The following is an 18,642-nucleotide window of genomic DNA, read 5'->3' on the forward strand; positions in this document are numbered from 1 at the left end:
CAGGAACAGGCGATACTGGGGCCACCGCTGCGCTGGCCTCGGATGATCGTGATTGAGGTCACCAACTCGCGCGAGGTCGTGCGTCAACGGGTGGGTCGTCTTGGTGAGCGACTGATTGGCACCGTGGTGGACGCCGAAGCTCAAGTGGAGAAAGCTCTGCTGCAAGAGCTGGAAAAAAACTTCCGCGAGTTCGGCATCGAGGCGCGGATCTTTTCGGTGGATGGCCCAGCGATGGTGGGGCGCAGCCATGTGGAGGTGCCGGTGCATGTGCGTGATCAACGCACCGTCAACTGACTCCTGGCAGCTTGGCTAAAAGCTGACGGCTGAGTTGGCGCGCTTCTGGAACCCCAAAACTGCTGGCCAGTAGTCCGTAGAGCCCAGCGCCCACACCACCGCAGATCGCCACCTGCAGCGCCAAGCCCAGTAGATCGCTGGGCCACTGAATCCATTGCGCCATGGCCCAGGCGATCACGCCGGCGGCGAGTGCAGCGAGGCTGAGCAGCAGGCTGTCGCGGCCCCAGATCTGCAGGGGCAGCTGCCCCAGCTTGTGTTGCAGGGCCAGCAGCAGCACCAGGCAGGTGATCACATTGACGGCCACGGTGGCCAGCACCAGGCCAGGTGCACCTGCGTTTAAAGCGGGCACCATCAGCCCGCTGGGGCTGGGCCCGCCCACTAACAGCCAGTCGAAACCCACATTTAGGCCAATCCCGGCCACGGAGATGCGGAACGGGGTTTGCCCGTCACCCAAGGCGTAAAACACCCGCACCAACACATCACGCGCCAAATAGGCCGGCATGCCTAGGCCGTAGGCCATCAGGATCCCGACGACCAATTGGGCAGCATCGGCATCAAAGCTGCCGCGCTCATAAATCAGCGCCACGATCGGAGCTGCCAGCGCGATCATCAGCGCCCCCAGCGGCAACATGCTGGCGTTGCTGAGCATTACCCCCTGGCGGATGCGAGCAATCAGTTCGTTGCGCTGCTCCGGTGCGCTCAGCCGCGCGAATACCGGCAGCAACGGCACCAAGAGCATGTTGGAGAGAATCCCGAGAGGGGTTTGCACCAGCAGCCCGGCATACCCCAAACCAGCAGCTGCTCCAGCGATGCCACTGGCGAAAAACAGGTCGGTGTAGACATTGATTTGCAGCATCCCCGAGGAGAGCGTGGCGGGCCACATCACCTGCAGCACCTCGCGAACGCCAGCCTGCCGCCAGCGAAAGTTCAGCCGCAGCTGCCCCAATCCCTGCTTCGCCAGGGCCGGCAGTTGCACCAGCCACTGCAGCAGGGCGCCCGCCAAGGTGCTGATCGCCAGCACGGCCGCCCCCGCCCACGCCCAGGTGGCTGTGCCGATGGCTGCGCCAGCCTGCAGCCACAGCAGCCCCAAACCAATCAGCACCGCCAGGCTGGAGAGCAGTGGGCTGATCGCTGGCAGCCAGTAGACATCGGCTGCATTGAGGGCACCAAAGCCCAGGCCAATTAGGCCGGCCAGCAAGGCCATGGGGGCCATCAGCCGCAGCTGCAGCACGGCCAAGGCATGCAATTCAGGATCGAGCCCTGGGCCCACCAGGGTGATCAATGGATTGGCCAGCAGCACCAGCAGCAGCGTGACCACCAGCAGCCCAAGACCCACCAAGGTGTTGATGGCCGCTAAAAGTTGCGCGCTGTCTTTCCGCTCCCGTTTGGCCATGACGCTGACCATGGCGCTGTGGAACGGGCCATTGATGCCGCCCAGCAGGATCAGCAAAAACCCTGGCAGCACATAGGCGTAATTGAACGCGTCGTAGGCGGCGCCAACGCCAAAGGCCGCCGCAATGGCCTGCTGACGAAACAGTCCCGCCAGCTTGCTCAAGGCCGTGGCGATCGCCACCAGCATGGCGATGCGGCGCAGATTGCGCCCGCTGCCGCGGGAGGCTTCAGCCATCGATGGTTGCGGCATGCAGAGCTGATTGTGGGGGAACTCGCCGCTGTTGATCAGTCACCATGGCCCGGTCGCTTGCCTGCCCTGATGCCATCTGTCGAGGTCTTGCGCTTTGAGCCCTTGCTCGAGGGGGTGCTGCAGCGTCGCTGGAAGCGATTCCTTTCAGAGGTGGAGCTCGCTGGCGGGGAGCTGGTCACCGCCCATTGCGCCAACACTGGTCCCATGACCGGGGTGTTGCACCCCGGCGGCCGGGTGCGGGTGCGGCATGACCCCTCCCCCAAGCGCAAATTGGCTTACACCTGGGAGCAGGCTGAAATGCCGGGAGAGGGTGGCTGGGTTGGCGTTAACACGGCCCTGCCCAACCGTCTGTTGCGCGCCACGATCGAAGCCGGGCTGCTTGAGCAGTGGCTGGGGCCCATTGCTGGGGTCCGCGCTGAGGTCACCTACGGCCGAGAGCGGCGCAGCCGCATTGATCTATTGCTGCAGCCGGCGCCCGAGGCCGACGACCAACGGCCGATCTATGTGGAGATCAAAAACACCACCTGGAGTGCCGCTGATCTGGCCCTATTCCCCGACACGGTGACCGAGCGCGGTCAGAAGCACCTCGAGGAATTGATGCATGTTTTGCCCGATGCCAGGGCGGTATTGATTCCCTGCGTTAGCCGCTCTGATGTGAAGCGTTTTGCGCCCGGCGATAGCGCTGATCCCCGTTACGGGGAGCTGTTCCGCCAAGCCATCGATGCCGGCGTGGAAGTGCTGCCCTGTCAGTTCAGCTTTGCGCTTGACGCTGTTCGCTTTGAGGGAGTGCTGCCTGTGCAAAGGACGGAATCCGGTTGACCTTCAAGCCGGCTTCAAGGGCATCAGCAATCAGGCTTTCGCTGCAGCTTGGAGAGAGAGCAACCAGCCCGCGGCTGAGCTCATCCCAATGCTCATCCTCGAAGTGGGTTTGCAGCCAAAGCATGCCCATCGCCGACGCTGGAACCAGGCGATTGGTGGATTCCATGGGGGCCAGGAGAAGGTCCACGCATAAAAAAGCTCCTGGACCCATTCAGGTCTCAGGAGCGCAACCTTGTAGTAACAACAAGTACAAATGGCCGAATTGGCTGTCTCAGCTGGCGTTCACCTGGGCAGCAGCTTCGGCGCTGCGGCGCTGGTACACCTGCCCCCGGTAGGAAAGCTTTGTGGGCTCCACGGGGGCAGCGTCATGGCGCAGAGGTGCCTCAAAGCGCTGGCCGCGGTAGGTGTGCTGAACAGGGTTGCCGGAGGGTTGCTCGTGGCGGGCGGAGTCGTAAGCGACGCCGTGGAATTGGAGTTTGGTCATGGATCGGGCCTCGAAGTGGGGGTATCCGCTTCAGGGGAAAGAGCGTTGCTTCGCCATGCGGGGGGCTACTTCCAAGTGCTGCGGCCCGAGCCGGCACTTCCAACGTTTTGTCTTTCCACGTACATGTATATCGTAAAAACGATGTTCATGGTGAACATTTTGGGGGATTGCGTGTTAGACCCCTGATTTTGTGTATCTGGATAAACCTCAGCCGGCGACAATCCTTCGGGCGCAGTGGTCATTGAATTGTAAAAATCTTGTTTTGTATCAACGCAAACAGTGAGTGGACTGTTCGCGCCGCAACATTTGGTTTATGGCGGATTTCCGCCCTTCTGACTGCTTGCGTTCTTTATGACTGCATCTCCTCTGCCGCGGTCTGTGCCGCGGACTCTGAGGGAGGCAACCCTGCTTGAAGCACCCCAGGTGATGCTCAATCAGTTCCGTGGCCTGTCCTCCAACCGTTCTTTGACCTGGCTCGCCTGCGTCCCTGTGGCGCTGTTTGGCTTGGGCCTGTTCAACCTCTCGGCCAAAGCCGCCGAGATGCCTGAACTCAACGCTGCATTTCTGGCCAACAACCTGTGGCTGTTCATTGCAACGATCCTGGTGATCTTCATGAACGCCGGCTTCGCCATGGTCGAAGCAGGGATGTGCCGTCAGAAAAACGCGGTCAACATCTTGGCTAAGAACCTGTTCGTGTTCGCCCTGGCCGTGACGGCCTATTGGGTCATCGGCTATTCGCTGATGTACGGCAATGGCGACAACGGCTGGTTCTACTTCGCTGGTCTGTTCTTTGACCCAGCGGTCACTCCGGAAATGATCACCGAGGCGTCCCTCGTCCCGACCGTTGATTTCCTCTTCCAGGCTGCCTTCGCTGGCACCGCCGCCACCATCGTTTCTGGTCTGGTGGCTGAGCGCGTCAAGTTCGGCGAGTTCGTGGTGTTCGCCCTGGTGCTCACCGCCTTCATCTATCCCATCTCAGGTTCCTGGCAGTGGAACGGCGGTTGGCTTAGCGAGCTCGGCTTCATCGACTTCGCCGGTTCCTCCATCGTTCACTCCGTTGGAGCTTGGGCCGGTCTTGTCGGCGCCATGCTGCTTGGCCCACGCCTCGGCAAATTTGTCGATGGTCGTCCTCAAGCCATCCCTGGCCACAACATGGCCATCGCCACTCTTGGTGCTCTGATCCTGTGGATCGGCTGGTACGGCTTCAACCCCGGTTCCGAGCTGGCCATGGACCAGTACGTGCCCTATGTGGCTGTGACCACCACGTTGGCCGCTGCTGGTGGCGCCATTGCCGCCACCATCGTCTCCACCCTGACCTCCGGCAAGCCCGACCTGACGATGATCATCAACGGCATCCTGGCCGGTCTGGTGAGCATCACCGCAGGTTGCGGCAACATGACTCTGGTTGGTTCTTGGATCGCTGGAGCTGTCGGCGGAATCATCGTTGTCTTCGCTGTTTCCGCCCTGGATGCCTCTGGCATCGATGATCCCGTGGGCGCCTTCTCCGTGCACGGTGTGTGCGGCGTTTGGGGCACCCTGGTGATCGGCCTGTGGGGTGTTGATGGCATGGATCCCGGCGCTGCCGGTCTGGGCCTGTTCAACGGTGGCGGCATCAGCCAACTCGGTATTCAGGCCGTGGGTTGTGCTGCTTATGCCATCTGGACGATCATCACCTGCTGGATCGTTTGGAAGATCATCGGCGCCCTCTTTGGTGGCATCCGCGTGACTGAATCCGAAGAGATCGAAGGTCTCGATATCGGTGAGCACGGCATGGAGGCGTATCCCGATTTCGCCTCGGCCAAGTGAGCCTCTGAGCTCCCATTGCATCGCACCCGCTGCGGCGGGTGCTTTTTTTTTGTCCGGGATCAGCCCATAGATTGGGCGTCTCGGTGCTGTTTTCGCCCTGCCATGGACACTCGCGCCTTCAAGCGATCGCTGCATCATTCCGATCGCTACAACCGCCGCGGTTTTGGCCGTGCCGATGAGGTGGCCGGAAGCCTTGAGCAGGCCTACCAAAGCGAGCTGATCCAAAGCATCCGTGAGAACGGTTATGAGCTACGCGAGGGGCGCGTCACGATTCGCTTGGCGGAGGCCTTTGGGTTCTGCTGGGGGGTGGAGCGCGCGGTGGCGATTGCCTATGAGACCCGCCGCCACTACCCCACCGAGCGCATCTGGATCACCAATGAGATCATCCACAACCCTTCGGTGAATGCCCACTTGGTGGAGATGAACGTGCTGTTCATCCCCGTGGAAGAGGGGGTCAAGGATTTTTCGGGTGTGGAGAGTGGTGATGTGGTGATCCTGCCGGCCTTTGGCGCCACGGTGCAGGAGATGCAGCTGCTTAATGAGCGTGGCTGCCACATCGTCGACACCACCTGCCCTTGGGTGTCCAAGGTGTGGAACAGCGTCGAGCGGCACAAGAAAAATTCGTTCACCTCGGTGATTCACGGCAAGGTGAAGCACGAGGAGACCTTGGCCACGAGCTCCTTTGCTGGCACGTATTTGGTGGTGCTGGACCTCGAGGAGGCCCAGCTGGTGTGTGACTACATCCTTGGTAATGGCAATCGCGAGGCCTTCTTGAAGCGATTTGCTGGGGCCACCTCACCTGGGTTTGACCCCGACCGAGATCTGTCGCGCATTGGTGTTGCCAACCAGACCACGATGCTGAAAAGCGAAACCGAAGACATCGGTCGCTTGTTTGAGCGCACCTTGCTGCGCCGTTATGGGCCCACTGAGCTCAACGACCACTTCTTGGCTTTCAACACCATCTGCGATGCCACCCAAGAGCGTCAGGACGCGATGTTCTCCCTGGTGGATGAGCCGCTTGATCTGATGGTGGTGATTGGCGGATACAACTCCTCCAACACCACCCACCTGCAGGAGATCGCCGTGAGCCGCGGCATTCCTTCAGTGCATATCGATGCCCCTGAGCGCATTGGCCCCGGCAACGTGGTGGAACACAAACCCCTCGGCCAGGATCTCGAGCGCCTCGAGCCGTTCTTGCTCGAGGGTGACCTGCGCATTGGCATCACCTCTGGAGCCTCCACGCCCGATCGTGTGGTGGAGGGGGTGATCGACCGCCTGCTGCAGTTGGCAGAGGCTGGGCAAATTGCCGCTGAGATTGCTTAATGCTCCGTTACATTGGCCGGTGATGGGTCTTATTCAGCTGGATGACGGCCACGTTCTCTTGGCGCCAAAGCAAGAGGTCAAAGCCCCACGTGGATGAGGCCTGCCTACGGACTTACAGCAGCCATTTCTCCGATGTGATGGAGATGCTGGCGCCTGTGGCCTCGGTGTCGGACTACCTCGATGCGCATCAGGAGTGGTTCACCCGTTGCGCCGCACCGATGACAGTGCAGCCCCTCGATGTGAACGCGTACCGGCTGCAGCTCGGCAAGTTCGGCAACTTTGGCTTTGAAGTTGAGCCCAAGATCGATTTGGTGCTCCTGCCCCAGCAACAGGGGGTGTACCGCATCGAGACGCTGGCTCCCTCCCAGCCAGTGGATGAGGGCTACAGCGTTGATTTTCAGGCCAGCCTCGAGCTCTGCCCCCAGGAGCAACACACCCTGGTGCAGTGGGAGTTGGATCTCTCCGTGGGCATTCGTTTGCCCGCTTTCATTGGCGTGCTGCCTGAGGCCCTGGTCCAATCCAGTGGCGACCACCTGCTGCGGCAGATCGTTCGCCAGATTTCACGTCGTTTGACCTGGAAGGTGCAAGAGGACTTCCACGCCCATGCCGGGCTGGCCTGCCCGCCGCGCCGCCGGGCTCTGTTCTGAGCCTCAGCGATTCGTCCAGATCTTGTTGAGGATCTGCAGTCCGCTGACGGCCTGCCACAGGAACAGGGTCATCACCAGCATGTTCAGGCCCACGTGGGCTTTGCGGGCGATCAGATTGCCGCGCTGCATCAGCGGAGACAGGGATGCGGCCATGGCAATCAGCCCAGTCATGCCCAAGCCCACCAGCAGGTGCGGGCTGACAAACAGCTTGCCGTTATTGAGGTAGGTGACGGCCATCCCACCCAAGGTGCCGAGCACCATCACCGCCAGCACACCGCTGCCGATCAGGTAGTGGCGCTGGGCGAATTTGCCTTTGATCAGTTCCTTGCGGTCTTCCGCTGTGGCTGTGCGGGTTTTCTTGGCCTTGATGCCAAGGAACAGCGCGTAGCCAGAACCGGCCAGCAGACCCCACATCAGCAAGGGATGCAGGAAGTTCAGATTGAAAAGCAGGGCCTCGGGCATCGGCTCAGCGTGCGATGGGAGCGACGCTACTGGGTCGCCTGATTCCGCTTCAGTGCAGGAAATGACGGCGGCCCGTGGTGACCATCACCAGCCCAGCGGCATCACAGGCGGCAATCGAGTCGCTGTCGCGCTTGCTGCCTCCGGGTTGGATCACTGCCCGGATGCCCCGCTCAGCGGCCAGCTTGACGGTGTCATCGAAGGGGAAGAAGCCATCGCTGGCGAGAACGGCACCTTTGGCTTGATCGCCCGCGGCATCGAGGGCAATGCCTGCTGAGCCCACACGATTCATCTGACCGGCGCCAACGCCCAGGCTTTGGCCGGCTTTGGCCACCACAATCGCGTTGGAGCGCACATGGCGCACCACGCGCCAAGCAAAGCGCAGATCAGCCATCTCCTCGGCATCGGGTTGGCGTTGGCTCACCACCTGCCAGGCGCTGTCGTCGTCGCTGATCTGGTCGCGTGCTTGCAGCAGCACGCCGCCTAAGACCGAGCGCAGTTGCTGCCGCGTGGCGGCGGCTGAGGCCGCGGCTGGCAGCTCCAGCAGCCTGAGATTGCTTTTACTGGAGAGGATCTCGCGGGCTTCGGCGCTGATCTCCGGCGCCACGATGCATTCGAGGAAGAGGCCCTGCAGGCTGGCGCAGGCCGCCCCATCGAGGGGTTGATTGAGGGCCACGATGCCGCCGAAGGCTGAAACGGGATCAGCGGCAATGGCCCTGGCTAGGGCATCGCTGGCATCGCGCCCAGTGGCGACGCCGCAGGGGTTGGTGTGTTTGATCACCACAGCGGCTGCGCCTTCGCTGGCGGGGAAGCGCTCCACCGTGGCTTGGGCCGCATCGAGATCGAGCAGGTTGTTGTAGCTGAGCTCTTTGCCCTGCAGTTGCTGGGCTCCGCCCCATCCCGCTGTGCTGCTGTACCAAGCCGCCGCTTGATGGGGGTTTTCTCCGTAGCGCAAGGTTTGCCGCTGCGGCAGCGTCACCGCCAAGGTGTGGGGGTTTGTGGCACTGGCTTCCAACTGGGTGCCCAGCCAAGTGCTGATGGCGCTGTCGTAGGCGGCGGTGTGCTGGAAGGCTTCCAGTGCGAGCTGACGCCGCAGCTCGGCAGGGATCGGCCCGGCGTCGAGGGCGCCAAGAATTCGCTCGTATTGGGTTGGGCTGGTTAAAACGCTGACGTGGGCATGGTTTTTGGCGGCCGCCCGCACCATGGCTGGTCCGCCGATGTCGATCTTCTCGATGGCCTCATCCCAGCTCACATCGGCCTTGGCGATGGTGGCCTCAAACGGGTAGAGATTCACCACCACCAGCTCGATCGCGGGGATGTTCTGGGCCTCCATGTCGGCCTGGTCGGCCGCGTCGCTGGGGCGGCCCAAGATGCCGCCGTGGATGCGTGGGTGCAGGGTTTTGACCCGGCCCCCCAGGATTTCAGGGGCACCGGTGTGTTCCGCCACCTTGGTGACGGGGAGCCCTGCATCGGCCAGGCATTTCGCGGTGCCGCCGCTGGAGAGCAGCTGGAAGCCATGGCGTTCCACCAGGGCGCGGGCCAGAGGTTCAATCCCCTCTTTGTTCGACACACTCAGCAGAGCCAGACGGGCCATGGAGATCGCAGGGACAGCCAATCTCTGATGGTATGGGGTGGTCCTGACGCTGCTGCTGGTTGATGCGCCTGATCTTTCTGCACGGCTGGGGGGCCAATGCCGCTGATCTGCTCCCCTTGGGTGAGGCCTTGCAGGCTCAGCTGTCCCCGGGATCCGCAGCGTTGCAGCTGCAGTCGTGGGATGCGCCCGATCCGCACCCAGCCGGTGGTGGAGCGAGGCAGTGGTACGACCTCAACACCCCAGGCTGGCCGCAGCGTCCGCAGGCTGTGCGGGATTTGGCAGCCAGGCTGGATGGTGAATTGTTGGCGGCTGGCTCAGAACCTGTGGTGCTGTTTGGGTTTTCTCAGGGAGCCGCCATGGCCATTGAGGTGGGGCTCAGCAGGCCCCTGGCCGGTGTGATTGCTTGCAGTGGTTATCCCCATCCCAATTGGAGCCTGACGCAAGCTCCCCAGGCCCCAACGCTCTTGATGCACGGCTCAGAGGATGTCGTGGTGCCCGTGGCCGCTCAAGCAGCACTCGCCGCTGAAATTTCTCGCGTGGGGGGCCAGGTGGAGGTGTTCACCTTCGCGGACGGTCACACGATTCCAATCGAAGCCATCGAGCGGGCCGCCGAGTTTCTGGCGGCCCTGTAAGCCAGTCGCTTAAACGAAGGCGTACTCGTACTCCTCCATCTCCTCCCAGTCGTCGGAGGTGGCTTCCAGGCCAGCAAAGATGGTGTCTTCGCCCACGGAATCAACGATCGTGCGCAGGGATGGGAAGAGGAAGTGGTTTTCTTCGGCGTATTGAGCGCTGAACAGACCTTTCTCGCCCCAGAAGAAGCGGTCGGTGGTGTGCTCATTGCGGCGCACATTCACCAGAGCCGGCGGCACGAGATTGGACTTGGCGATGTAGCGACGGGCAGCGGTCACAGGCTTGTGCTCGCCGGTATCGAGGTTGTGGGTGGGAACGTGGGCCAGAACCCGTTGGCCAGCCAGCCGACGACGGCTGATGCGCTTGCGCTTTTTCGACATGGAAAGAACCCCTTATGGGGTGGGCTGTGGATCGGACAAAACAAGTCGACCGGGGCCGCAAAACGACACCGGAGCCGGCTCTTAGAGGCGCAGGTAAACCTGCAGCGCCCATACGTCTGTCGACCGGAACTGGGATCGGGAAAGATCCATGACTGGGATGGCCCCACCGGTCTTCACCATTCGGCTATGGGGAAGGGCGCAGGGGTACGAACAACCTCTGCTGTAACCTTTCCAGCGGGGAAACGCCAGAAAAGCTCCGTTGTGTGATGGGACCTGTTCCTCAGCACCAGGGTTCCGGGACTGGGAAGTAGTGGTCGTAGATACAATCTTAAGACTTTCTCTGAATTTGGCAAGCCCCTTGTCGTTGCCCTGTCGAGGCGCTGACGACCTGGTGGCGCCATGATTTCTGAGCGGTTCCGCCAGCTGGTCGCTCAGCAGCTTGACCAGTTTTGTGATTGTCAAGAGCTGGTGGGCCTCGGTGTTTATGTGGCCATGCCCGCGGCCGACGGTGAGCTGCAGCTGCAATTGGTGCAGGCCTGGCCGCGCACGGAAACCCGGTTGGAGCCGGCCGCTGAGGCGGCGCCTCTATTAACTCCCCAGCAATCACGCCGGTGGCTGCCGTTGCGGCAGGAGGCCGCTGTGATTGGTGCGCTGCGGGTCGATAGCGCGTTGGGGCAGTGGCCAGAGCTCCTCAATCAGCGCTTGCAGAGCGCGGCCCAGGTGTTGGCTCAAGCCTTGCTGTTGGACCTGGAGCAACAACGCTGGCAAGGCGAGCTGCAACGGGAGCGGCGCCAGCGCGATCTGCTGGTGCATCAGATGCGCAACCCTCTGGCAGCTCTTCGCACCTTCACGCAGCTGTTGCTGCGCCGGGTTGAAGCCAGTGATGAACGCCGCGAGCTGGTGGAGCATCTGCTCGATGAGCAGCAGTCGTTGGCGGGCTACCTCGATGCCTTGAGCAGCTCGGAGGCCGGTTTGGCGTTGCCCCAGGCCAGCGGCACTGAAGCGCCGCTGCTGCTGCCGCCGGTGCTGGCGCCCGAGCAGCCGCGTTCGCTCAGCGCGTGTTTGGAGCCGCTGTTGGCCCGCGCTGCAGCAACGGCCAAGCTTCAAGGCCGGCGCTGGCATCCCCCGGGGCCTGCGCCGGAGGTTCCAGTGCCGGCGGCCACGGTGGGTGAAATTCTGGCCAATTTGCTCGAAAACGCCTTTCGCTACAGCGATCCAGGCGGCGATTTGGGGCTTTGGATCACGTTGGAGTCTGATCAGCTGCAGTTGGCGGTTTGGGACAGCGGCCCCTTGATCGACGTCGATGAGCGTGAACGCATCTTTCAGCGCGGTGAGCGCGGCCGCCACGGAGCCAAGCTCAGCGGCACGGGGCTGGGTTTGGCCTTGGCCCGCGATCAAGCCGAAGCCAGCGGCGGCAGCCTGCAGCTGCATTGCCCTGCCAGTGGTTTGGCGCCTGGTTTGCCGGCAGCGGGGAACGCGTTTGTGTTGACGCTGCCGCTCAGCTCAGCAGCCGCAGCATCAGCCAGCCGCTCCAGAGCGTGAAGGCTTCGGTCCACTCCACGCAGGCGCCATAGCTATCGCCGGTGTGTCCTCCCAGGCGTTGGCCCAGCAGGCGAGGCACCAGCAGCGTTGGGATCACACCGCACACTCCAGCGAGCACCGTGCGCGTGCCGGGGGGGCTGAGGCTGAGCCCCATCAGCAGCCCCAACACAACCGCCGCCGGTAGCAGCTCTTGCAGCAGGGGTTGACGGTTGAGCCGGTGGAAGCCACCACTGCCTTCGGCCCTGAGATAGGGGAACCAGGCGATGGCCAGCAGTGGTGCAATGCGGCCCCACACCGCACTCCAAATCAACAAGGTGGGTGCCAATGCAGCCAGGCTCAGCAGGGCGCCGAGCTTGAGCAGCAGCACCATCACTCCAGCCACCAAGCCGCTGGCGCCGATGCGGCTGTCGGCCATGGCGGCCAGGCAACGGGGGCCGGCGGCCAAACCATCACCGGTGTCCATCACCCCATCGAGGTGCAAGCCGCCGGTGAGCCAAAGCCCCAGGGCCAGCACCAGTAGGGCGCAGCTGGCGCTGGGCATCCCCAATTCGCGGCCCAGCAGCCAGAGGCCAGCTTGGGCGCCGCCAATGAAAACGCCGACCACAGGAGCAAACCGGGCAATCCGCTCAAAGCGCGGGGTCACCCCGGGCCAGAGCGGGAGCGTTGTGTAGAAGATCCAGCTTCCAGCCAGATCCGGCCACCACCTGAGCATCAGCGGTTGGGTGCTGCCTCCATCCTGCGCCTCGCCATAGGGTGAGAGCTGCGCTGCCTCTGGGTGTTGAGCACTGCTGCTCCGTTCCAATTCGAGCTGCTGCATCGCTGCCCCCACACCCAGGCCCGCACGGGTCGCTTCCACACCCCCCATGGCGTGGTGGAGACCCCACGGTTTATGCCCGTGGGCACCGCGGCCACGGTGAAGGGCATTAGTGCTGAGCAACTGCGCAGCACCGACGCGCAGATGGTGCTCTCCAACACCTTCCATCTGCATCTGCAACCGGGGGAGTCGATCGTGGCGGCCGCCGGCGGGCTGCACCGTTTTATGGGTTGGTCTGGGCCGATGCTCACCGACTCCGGCGGGTTCCAGGTGTTCAGCCTGGCGAGCCTCAATGCGATCAAAGAGCGCGGTGTCACCTTCCAGTCCCCGCGCGATGGCTCAGTGGTTGAGCTCACCCCCGAACGCTCGATGGCGATCCAGGAGCAGCTTGGGGCTGATGTGGCCATGGCCTTCGATCAGTGCCCTCCTTATCCCGCCAGTCATGAGGATGTGCGCGAGGCCTGCGGCCGCACGCACCGCTGGTTAGAGCGCTGTGTCACGGCCCATCAGCGACCGGATCAGGCGCTGTTTGGAATCGTGCAAGGGGGTGTTTTCCAAGATCTGCGCGAGGAATCGGCCCGGGTGATCGCCAGCTTTGATCTGCCGGGGTGTGCCATTGGCGGGGTCAGTGTGGGGGAGCCTGCGGCGGCTATGCATGAGGTGGTGCGCTGGTGCACACCGCTGCTGCCTGAGCACAAGCCCCGCTACCTGATGGGGGTGGGCACCCTGCCGGAGATGGCGCAAGCCGTGGCCCATGGCGTCGATTTATTTGATTGCGTGCTGCCAACGCGTCTGGGCCGCCATGGAGCGGCGCTGGTGAACGGTGAGCGCTGGAATCTCAAAAACGCGCGCTTCCGCGACGATCACACCCCCCTGGATCCCAGTTGCCCCTGCGCCTGCTGCCAACAGCACAGCCGGGCTTACCTGCATCACCTGATCAAGAGCGACGAAATCCTCGGCCTGACGCTGCTGAGCCTGCACAACCTCACGCAGTTGATCCGCTACACCAAAGCGATGGCCCAGGCCATTGAGGAGGGTTGTTTTTCAGAGCATTTCGCTCCATGGGAGCCGAACTCACCGGCGGCCCACACGTGGTAGCGTCCAGCGACTGCTTGGTTTGCAACCACGATGGTGACCGCTGCACTGCCTCTGTTGGCCCAGCTTCCTGAGGCCTATCGAGCCTTTGGCCCGCTCGTGGACATCCTTCCGCTTATTCCGGTGTTTTTCCTGCTTCTGGCTTTTGTGTGGCAGGCCTCGGTGGGTTTCCGCTGATCACAGCCCAGGCGAATTGAGGCAACGACAGCATGCGGCGCCAGCGGCTGGGTTCCTGAATCAATCGGTACAGCCATTCGATTTGAAGGGCTCCCATCCATTGGGGGGCCCTTTTCTTTTGCCCTGACCACACATCAAAACTGCCGCCAACGCCCATCCATAGACCTGCTTGGTTGTGATGCAGGCGCCCGATCCAGGTTTCCTGCCGCGGCACCCCCAACGCCGCCAGCACCAGGTCAGGCTTGAGGGCCAGCAGTTGCTGTTCCAGCCCAGGCCAGGCCTCGGGCGCTTGAAAGCCATGCACGGCGATCACCAGTTGGAGGCCGGGGTGGTGTTGGGGGAGCTGCTCCCTGAGCGCATCCATCACAGCCGGGCTCGCCCCCACCAGAGCAACGCGCCAGTGGTGTTGGGCGGCATGGGCGAGCAGGTTATGGGCCAGTTCGATGCCAGGGCTGCGGCGCACCCGAATGCCCTGGCGCCGCAAGGCCCAAACCACACCGGCACCATCAGGAATCACCAGGTCAGCGGCTCGAATCGCCTGCCCAAGCTCTGGCTGGGCCAGGGCCGTCATCGTCATTTCGGCATTGAGGGTGACCAGTTGCCCGCCACCGCTGCGGTGCAGCTCCACAGCTGCCGCCAGCACATCGGGGCAGGCGTCCACCGGCATCCCGAGCACCTGCTGGCGATCACAGGGACTGGGGGCTGGGGGCATGGGCAGAGCCGCTGACGCGTGAGAATCTGATCGATGATGACCAGCCTGACAACGAACACCAGTGCTGGCCCGGCACTGGAACAACTGGAACGCCTCGATGCCCATGTGGATCGGGTGTTCCTGGCCAGGCAGCACCCGATCACGGGTCTGATGCCGGCTAGTACCGCCAACACGGTGCACGGCAACTACGGCGATGCCTGGGTGCGCGACAACGTGTACACCGTTCAGGCCATCTGGGGTCTGGCTCTGGCCTGGCGGCGACAAGGGCAACGGCCTGCTCGCGTCTATGCGCTGGAGCAGAGCGTGCTGGCGCTGATGCGCGGTTTGATGCGCTCGATGATGGCTCAGGCGGCCAAGGTGGAACGCTTCAAGGCGAGCCAGGAGCTGCTCGATGCCTTGCATGCCAAGTACGACACCGCGACCGGCCAGCCGGTGGTGGCCGACAACGCCTGGGGGCACCTGCAGCTCGATGCCACCTCCCTATTTGTGTTGCAGCTGGTGCAGCTGACGCGCTCCGGCCTGGTGGTGGTGGCCAATGCGGCCCAGGCCGCCTTTGTGCAAAACCTGATCTATTACCTCTGCCGCGCCTACCGAGTGGCGGATTACGGCATTTGGGAGCGCGGCGATAAGGGAAACAACGGGGCCCCCGAGCGCAATGCCAGTTCGATTGGCTTGGTGAAAGCGGCCCTGGAGGCCAGTACTGGCTTGGATCCTTTCGGCCCCCATGGCGATGGCCGCCACACCCTGTGGGTGCCGCCCGATGCGGTGCTGCGCCTCAGGCGCGCCTTGGAGGCACTGCTGCCGCGGGAATCGGCCAGCAAAGAGGTCGATAGCGGTTGCCTAGCGGTGATCGGCTATCCCTCCTGGGGTGTCGAGGGAGAGGAGTTGCGCGCCCGCACCCAAGCCTCCATCCACCGGGAGCTCGGCGGCCGCTACGGCTTCAGCCGCTTCCGCCGCGATGGCCATCAGACCGTGGTGGAGGACAGCACGCGGCTGCATTACGAGCCCGAAGAGCTGGCTTGCTTTGAAGGTATCGAATGCCAATGGCCTCTGTTTTTGGCCTTTGAGTTGGTGACCGCCTGCATGGAGGAGCGGTGGCAGCAGGCCGAGGACTTGGATCAGCGGCTGCAGCAGCTGGCCGTTCAGCGCGGCGAGGATTCGTTGCTGCCTGAGCTGTATCGGGTGCCGGCTGCGGCGGTGGCAGCTGAGCGCCAAGCGCCCGGTAGCCAGGTGCGTGAACCCAACGACAACGTGCCCTTGCTCTGGAGTCAGAGCCTGTGGTTGCTGGGTCAGCTGCTGATCGCCCGCTGGATCACGCCGCAGGAGTTGGATCCCTGCGGCCGGCGTTTGGCGCGCCGTCCTGGCTGCCAACGGGTGAGGCTGGCGCTGGTGCCTGGCGATGCGGCGGTGGCGGCTGGTTTGAGCCGTGAAGGTCTGCCGATCGTCACCCCAGGCGATGGCGATGTGGCCATTGAGTCATCGCACCGATTGGCCCAGGCCTTGGCTCCGTTGGGGCGTTGCGAGAGCTTGGGGCTCAGCGGTCCGCCGGAAGGGGCCACGGCCACCTTGGCGGTGGCCCGGCTCTACCGCTGCGGTGAGCAGCTGACAGCGTTCTTGCCCCCTGTGCTCGAGGAGAGCACCTTTTATCTGGCCGATGACCCCGAGCAGCTGGCCGATGCCCTGCTGGGGGAGCTGCGGCTGCTGCAACGCCATTGGCTGGCCGATGGTGAGCCGCTGCTGCTCGTTCCGATCGCGGCAGCCCCTTTTGCCCGCCGCCGTGAGCAGGTGTTGGAGCTGGCCCGCACCTTGGCGTCTGGATCGTTGGGCGGTGTGGAGGTGCAGTTGGGCACCCTGGCTGATCACATTTCGGCGGCCGCCTGTGAGGCGGTGGCCTTGCCGGCGCTTCCCCCAGCCGTTCCCCTCCCGGCGATTCCGCTGCAGCTCGCGCAAGCCAGCGGCTACCGCTCGCTCACGGTCGACCGCGAACAGGAGCTGGAGCTGGAATCCACCACGCCCCTTGATTTGGCCGCCCAGCTGTGGGGCAGCACCTCCCTGCGGGAGCAGGCGGAATTGCTGGAGCAGTTGCAGTTGCGTTTGGGTGCTGCAGCCCAGCTGCAGGCACCCGATCAGGCCTTGCCGGTGCCCCTGACGCAGATGGTGGAGGCCGTCTATCGGCGCAGCCTGGAGGCTGGTGATTGGGAGCCGGTGCGCCGCTGCGCTGGGCTGCTGGGGTTGGTGCACCCCCATCTCGAAGATGCCCTCGATGATTTGCTCGCCCGCAACCGCCAACTGGTGGTGGGCCGCAACTACACCAGTCGCTCGCGCATCAGTGAGCCCCTCGATAGCGCCGCCATCGCCCAGCGGATGCGCCAATTCAGCGGCGAAGACAGTCGCGAGACGATCCTGCAGCAGGAGTTGCTGCTGGCCCTTGAGGGTTTGGCCCGCCAGCGTCCGGCCCTGCTTCAGGGCACCTTGACCTTCCAGCTCGGGCAACTGCTGCTGCTGCTCACCAGCGAATTGGCCACCGAGCGCAAACTTGGCTCAGCCGAAGCGTTTGAAGCGTTGTGCGCCTTGCCTCCCCACGGCATTTTCCGGCGTTTGGGGGTGGTGCTGGCTGATCTCACCCGAGCGCGAGCGGCCTTGCAACGCTGCGAGCAGCTGCATCTGCGCGGCAAAGCGCTGTGGCAAGCCCCAGCGCCGGTGGCGGAGAAACCCACCGGGGGCTGCTGGCTGCAGCACCGGGTGCGCCGCGGGGCCTTGCAGTGGGTGCCGCGCAATTTTTATCCCGGTGTGTGGGGGCTGCTGCAGCACTGCCGCGGGCTGTTGATTGGCGACAAGTTGGAGCGCCGCAATCGCTTGGATAGCGCGCTGTTGGCTGAGAAAACGCCCGATGAGCAGAACTTTGCGGTGTTGGTGGAGCACCTGCTTAGCAAGATCGAGGCGCCGGAATACCGCCAACTCTCGATCGAAGCACTTTTGTCGTTGATGGCCTTTTTTGAGGCCAACCCCGATGTCTGCTTTGACGACCACATCGCTCTGGATGTGGTGATTGGCCATGCTGTGCGGCTGGGTTGGTTGGAGCAGGACCCCAGCCACCGGCTCAGAGACTACGGCTCCCACAAGGCCGCTGCTTGGGACAGCTTCTACCGGGCCTCACCAACCCGCTGCCGTGAGCTTTGCGTTGGGGCCTTGCACCAATTGGTGGACAGCGCGATTGCGGCTTAGAGCGGTGTGTCGAGCTGCAGCAGGCTTTGCTGCGGCTGCTCAACCGCCTGCTCAATCAGGTCGGCCAGCCGTAGAGCCCGGGACGCTTGCAGACCATCCACGGCTGGTTTGGCCGCACCGCGCACGCACTGCAGGAAATGCTCGAGCTCGGCATAGAGCGGTTCGGTGGGGGAGATGCTCACCTCTTCAATGAAGCCGTCGTGGCGGTAGAGCAGTTCCCCCCGGGTGGCGGAATAGGACTCATGGGCACGCCTGTGGATGCGCAGGTTGCGGTTGAGGAAGTCCGCCTCCACCAGGCTGTCGCGGCAGTGGGCCGTGAGGCAGCGCTCCTTGCGGTGGCTCATCTTGCTGGCGGTGAGGCTGGCGGCAACACCATTGGCGAAATTCAAGGTGGCGGTGACGTAGTCGATGGGGCCGTCGCTGCTGCGGCCACCCGCTGCGGCGAATCCCACCACCGGAGCTCCAGCGAGTTCCAACGCCAAGTCGATGTCGTGGATCATCAGATCCAGCACCACCGACACATCGTTGGCGCGATCGGCGTGAGGGCTGTGGCGCCGGCCTTCCAGCACCACCACTTCCTCATTGGCCACCACGTTGAGCAGCTCCCGGAAGGCCGGGTTGAAGCGCTCAATGTGGCCCACTTGCAGTAGGCGGCCTGCTTGTTCAGCCGCAGCGATCAGTTCACCGGCTTCCTGCTCATTGGCCGCAATCGGCTTTTCGATCAGCACATGCACACCAGCCTTGAGGCAGGCCATGCCCACGGGGTGGTGCAGCAGGGTCGGCACAGCAATACAAACCGCTTCCACTTCCTCGATGAGGTCGTTGTAGTCAGCAAACCAGCGGCAACCGAACTGTTCGGTGGCTAAGGCGCCGCGGGCGGCATCGGGGTCAGCAACGCCCACCAGTTCGGCATCGCGCAACAGGCTCAGCACACGGGCGTGGTTCCAGCCCATGTTGCCGATGCCGATGACGCCCACCTTGACTGGTTTCATCCTGGTG

General features: G+C 63.4%; 18 protein-coding genes. 10 read left to right on the forward strand and 8 right to left on the reverse strand.

Annotated elements, in window-relative coordinates; all coding sequences use genetic code 11:
* Window positions 1-42 precede the first annotated feature (42 nt).
* Window positions 43-294: a hypothetical protein gene (locus SIB46_RS09540; protein ID WP_011936737.1), complete on the forward strand. Its 252-nt coding sequence runs from the start codon at window positions 43-45 to the stop codon at window positions 292-294.
* Here SIB46_RS09540 and murJ read toward each other — a convergent pair.
* Window positions 287-1,921 (reverse strand): murein biosynthesis integral membrane protein MurJ, encoded by a 1,635-nt coding sequence (gene murJ / locus SIB46_RS09545; protein WP_413295934.1) that lies wholly within the window; start codon window positions 1,919-1,921, stop codon window positions 287-289. The genes SIB46_RS09540 and murJ overlap by 8 nt on opposite strands.
* Before the next feature lie 84 nt (window positions 1,922-2,005).
* Here murJ and sfsA point away from each other — a divergent pair, with 84 nt between their 5' ends.
* A complete protein-coding gene (sfsA, locus tag SIB46_RS09550) occupies window positions 2,006-2,755 on the forward strand; it encodes a DNA/RNA nuclease SfsA (RefSeq protein WP_413295935.1) in 750 nt (249 codons plus the stop codon).
* A gap of 271 nt (window positions 2,756-3,026) precedes the next feature.
* On the opposite strand, the gene SIB46_RS09555 is transcribed toward sfsA, so the two are convergent.
* Window positions 3,027-3,239: a DUF4278 domain-containing protein gene (locus SIB46_RS09555; protein ID WP_413295936.1), complete on the reverse strand. Its 213-nt coding sequence runs from the start codon at window positions 3,237-3,239 to the stop codon at window positions 3,027-3,029.
* A gap of 351 nt (window positions 3,240-3,590) precedes the next feature.
* Here SIB46_RS09555 and SIB46_RS09560 point away from each other — a divergent pair, with 351 nt between their 5' ends.
* From SIB46_RS09560 to SIB46_RS09570, 3 genes are all read left to right on the forward strand, one after another.
* Entirely contained in the window at window positions 3,591-5,045 is a 1,455-nt protein-coding gene (locus tag SIB46_RS09560) for an ammonium transporter (RefSeq protein ID WP_413295937.1), read from the forward strand.
* Window positions 5,046-5,147: 102 nt separating this feature from the next.
* The gene (locus SIB46_RS09565; protein WP_413295938.1) at window positions 5,148-6,368 is read left to right on the forward strand and encodes a 4-hydroxy-3-methylbut-2-enyl diphosphate reductase; all 1,221 of its coding nucleotides are present in this window, start codon (window positions 5,148-5,150) and stop codon (window positions 6,366-6,368) included.
* Window positions 6,369-6,409: 41 nt separating this feature from the next.
* The gene (locus SIB46_RS09570; protein ID WP_413295939.1) at window positions 6,410-7,015 is read left to right on the forward strand and encodes a DUF1997 domain-containing protein; all 606 of its coding nucleotides are present in this window, start codon (window positions 6,410-6,412) and stop codon (window positions 7,013-7,015) included.
* A gap of 3 nt (window positions 7,016-7,018) precedes the next feature.
* On the opposite strand, the gene SIB46_RS09575 is transcribed toward SIB46_RS09570, so the two are convergent.
* On the reverse strand, window positions 7,019-7,477 hold the full coding sequence (locus tag SIB46_RS09575) for a DUF4079 domain-containing protein (protein ID WP_413295940.1): 459 nt from the start codon (window positions 7,475-7,477) through the stop codon (window positions 7,019-7,021).
* Between the two features lie 49 nt (window positions 7,478-7,526).
* On the reverse strand, window positions 7,527-9,068 hold the full coding sequence (gene purH, locus SIB46_RS09580; RefSeq protein ID WP_413295941.1) for a bifunctional phosphoribosylaminoimidazolecarboxamide formyltransferase/IMP cyclohydrolase: 1,542 nt from the start codon (window positions 9,066-9,068) through the stop codon (window positions 7,527-7,529).
* Window positions 9,069-9,130: 62 nt separating this feature from the next.
* Between purH and SIB46_RS09585 the strand changes: the two genes are divergently transcribed.
* On the forward strand, window positions 9,131-9,700 hold the full coding sequence (locus SIB46_RS09585; protein ID WP_413295942.1) for an alpha/beta hydrolase: 570 nt from the start codon (window positions 9,131-9,133) through the stop codon (window positions 9,698-9,700).
* Between the two features lie 9 nt (window positions 9,701-9,709).
* Here SIB46_RS09585 and SIB46_RS09590 read toward each other — a convergent pair whose 3' ends face one another.
* Window positions 9,710-10,078 (reverse strand): DUF3155 domain-containing protein, encoded by a 369-nt coding sequence (locus SIB46_RS09590; protein ID WP_011936726.1) that lies wholly within the window; start codon window positions 10,076-10,078, stop codon window positions 9,710-9,712.
* 399 nt (window positions 10,079-10,477) lie between these two features.
* Here SIB46_RS09590 and SIB46_RS09595 point away from each other — a divergent pair, with 399 nt between their 5' ends.
* Window positions 10,478-11,620 carry a sensor histidine kinase gene (locus SIB46_RS09595; protein WP_413295943.1) on the forward strand — a complete coding sequence of 381 codons (1,143 nt, stop codon included), beginning with the start codon at window positions 10,478-10,480 and terminating at the stop codon, window positions 11,618-11,620.
* Here the strand turns inward: SIB46_RS09595 and cobS are convergent.
* Entirely contained in the window at window positions 11,577-12,332 is a 756-nt protein-coding gene (gene cobS / locus SIB46_RS09600; RefSeq protein WP_413295944.1) for an adenosylcobinamide-GDP ribazoletransferase, read from the reverse strand. The two genes, SIB46_RS09595 and cobS, sit on opposite strands and share 44 nt — an antisense overlap.
* A gap of 66 nt (window positions 12,333-12,398) precedes the next feature.
* Here cobS and tgt point away from each other — a divergent pair, with 66 nt between their 5' ends.
* Window positions 12,399-13,532, forward strand: coding sequence for a tRNA guanosine(34) transglycosylase Tgt (tgt, locus tag SIB46_RS09605; RefSeq protein WP_413295945.1), 1,134 nt, complete (start codon window positions 12,399-12,401; stop codon window positions 13,530-13,532).
* Window positions 13,533-13,562: 30 nt separating this feature from the next.
* Complete coding sequence (locus SIB46_RS09610; protein ID WP_413295946.1) at window positions 13,563-13,706, forward strand: photosystem II reaction center protein K; 144 nt, start codon at window positions 13,563-13,565, stop codon at window positions 13,704-13,706.
* On the opposite strand, the gene SIB46_RS09615 is transcribed toward SIB46_RS09610, so the two are convergent.
* Window positions 13,645-14,418: a WecB/TagA/CpsF family glycosyltransferase gene (locus SIB46_RS09615; RefSeq protein ID WP_413295947.1), complete on the reverse strand. Its 774-nt coding sequence runs from the start codon at window positions 14,416-14,418 to the stop codon at window positions 13,645-13,647. The two genes, SIB46_RS09610 and SIB46_RS09615, sit on opposite strands and share 62 nt — an antisense overlap.
* A 33-nt stretch (window positions 14,419-14,451) precedes the next feature.
* Here SIB46_RS09615 and SIB46_RS09620 point away from each other — a divergent pair, with 33 nt between their 5' ends.
* On the forward strand, window positions 14,452-17,643 hold the full coding sequence (locus tag SIB46_RS09620) for a glycoside hydrolase family 15 protein (protein WP_413295948.1): 3,192 nt from the start codon (window positions 14,452-14,454) through the stop codon (window positions 17,641-17,643).
* On the opposite strand, the gene SIB46_RS09625 is transcribed toward SIB46_RS09620, so the two are convergent.
* Complete coding sequence (locus SIB46_RS09625) at window positions 17,640-18,635, reverse strand: Gfo/Idh/MocA family oxidoreductase (RefSeq protein WP_413295949.1); 996 nt, start codon at window positions 18,633-18,635, stop codon at window positions 17,640-17,642. The genes SIB46_RS09620 and SIB46_RS09625 overlap by 4 nt on opposite strands.
* Window positions 18,636-18,642 lie beyond the last annotated feature (7 nt).

This window comes from Synechococcus sp. MIT S9452 (assembly GCF_047304245.1).
GTDB lineage: Bacteria > Cyanobacteriota > Cyanobacteriia > PCC-6307 > Cyanobiaceae > RCC307.

Coding starts and splice junctions, on each gene's coding strand:
- SIB46_RS09540 (WP_011936737.1), top strand. CDS start 43: ATGATCGTGATTGAGGTCACCAACTCGCGCGAGGTCGTGCGTCAACGG.
- SIB46_RS09615 (WP_413295947.1), bottom strand. CDS start 14,418: ATGCCCCCAGCCCCCAGTCCCTGTGATCGCCAGCAGGTGCTCGGGATG.
- SIB46_RS09555 (WP_413295936.1), bottom strand. CDS start 3,239: ATGACCAAACTCCAATTCCACGGCGTCGCTTACGACTCCGCCCGCCAC.
- murJ (WP_413295934.1), bottom strand. CDS start 1,921: ATGGCTGAAGCCTCCCGCGGCAGCGGGCGCAATCTGCGCCGCATCGCC.
- SIB46_RS09620 (WP_413295948.1), top strand. CDS start 14,452: ATGATGACCAGCCTGACAACGAACACCAGTGCTGGCCCGGCACTGGAA.
- purH (WP_413295941.1), bottom strand. CDS start 9,068: ATGGCCCGTCTGGCTCTGCTGAGTGTGTCGAACAAAGAGGGGATTGAA.
- SIB46_RS09565 (WP_413295938.1), top strand. CDS start 5,148: ATGGACACTCGCGCCTTCAAGCGATCGCTGCATCATTCCGATCGCTAC.
- cobS (WP_413295944.1), bottom strand. CDS start 12,332: ATGCTCAGGTGGTGGCCGGATCTGGCTGGAAGCTGGATCTTCTACACA.
- SIB46_RS09625 (WP_413295949.1), bottom strand. CDS start 18,635: ATGAAACCAGTCAAGGTGGGCGTCATCGGCATCGGCAACATGGGCTGG.
- SIB46_RS09560 (WP_413295937.1), top strand. CDS start 3,591: ATGACTGCATCTCCTCTGCCGCGGTCTGTGCCGCGGACTCTGAGGGAG.
- SIB46_RS09585 (WP_413295942.1), top strand. CDS start 9,131: ATGCGCCTGATCTTTCTGCACGGCTGGGGGGCCAATGCCGCTGATCTG.
- sfsA (WP_413295935.1), top strand. CDS start 2,006: ATGCCATCTGTCGAGGTCTTGCGCTTTGAGCCCTTGCTCGAGGGGGTG.
- SIB46_RS09595 (WP_413295943.1), top strand. CDS start 10,478: ATGATTTCTGAGCGGTTCCGCCAGCTGGTCGCTCAGCAGCTTGACCAG.
- SIB46_RS09590 (WP_011936726.1), bottom strand. CDS start 10,078: ATGTCGAAAAAGCGCAAGCGCATCAGCCGTCGTCGGCTGGCTGGCCAA.
- SIB46_RS09570 (WP_413295939.1), top strand. CDS start 6,410: ATGACGGCCACGTTCTCTTGGCGCCAAAGCAAGAGGTCAAAGCCCCAC.
- SIB46_RS09610 (WP_413295946.1), top strand. CDS start 13,563: ATGGTGACCGCTGCACTGCCTCTGTTGGCCCAGCTTCCTGAGGCCTAT.
- SIB46_RS09575 (WP_413295940.1), bottom strand. CDS start 7,477: ATGCCCGAGGCCCTGCTTTTCAATCTGAACTTCCTGCATCCCTTGCTG.